Source organism: Vibrio sp. 2033 (assembly GCF_033339735.1).
Genome location: NZ_JAWOVC010000186.1, coordinates 1 through 876, shown reverse-complemented (window position 1 = coordinate 876; position 876 = coordinate 1). Strand labels below are relative to the sequence as shown.

Below are 876 nucleotides of genomic sequence, written 5' to 3'. Positions count from 1 at the left end.
CTCTTTAATGCGGAAATGCTATGAAAAATCCATGTAACGTGATCGCGATTATCGGAAAACCAAGAGATCAACAAGCGATTCAGACTCATAAAGAGCTTTACGAATGGCTGACCTCAGAAGGTTACAAAGTGTTTATTGACGATCGCCTTGCAGCGATTTTGGACGAGATCCCGCAAAACCACTTCGCCAGCTTAGTTGAGTTGGGCAAAAACGCAGACCTTGCGATAGTTGTCGGCGGTGATGGCAACATGCTGGGTGCAGCGAGAATTTTATCGCGTTTTGACGTGCCTGTGATTGGCGTAAACCGTGGCAATCTAGGCTTTTTAACTGATTTAAACCCAGACGATTTCCAAGCGGCACTCAAAGCCGTACTTGCGGGAGAGTACATTGAAGAAGAGCGTTTCTTACTTGAGGCAGAAGTGCATCGTCATGGTCAAATAAAAAGTCATAACGCCGCTTTAAACGAAGCCGTACTCCATCCTGGGCAAATCGCACATATGATTGAGTTTGAGGTGTACATTGATGAAAGCTTTGCCTTCTCTTTACGCGCCGATGGGTTGATTGTCTCCACACCAACAGGCTCGACAGCATACTCACTTTCTGGTGGTGGCCCTATTCTGTCACCAAGCCTGAATGCCATTTCACTGGTGCCTATGTTCCCTCATACCTTATCTAGCCGACCGTTGGTGGTTGATGGCAAACGCAGAATCAAACTGATTGTGTCACCAGAAAATCGCGGTACACAAGAAGTAAGTTGTGATGGACAAGTGTCGCTGCCAGTTTCTCCCGGCGATGAGATCCACATTTATCAAAGCCCAAATGTGCTCAAACTCATCCATCCGAAAGACTACAGCTACTATCACGTATTAAGGAACA

The 876-nt window shown here is 46.3% G+C and carries 1 protein-coding gene; it reads left to right on the top strand.

Annotation, left to right across the window (positions count from 1 at the left end; all coding sequences use genetic code 11):
* Positions 1–20: 20 nt before the first annotated feature.
* On the top strand, positions 21–876 hold an 856-nt coding region (gene nadK / locus R7P74_RS25485; protein ID WP_318123426.1), incomplete at its 3' end, for an NAD(+) kinase.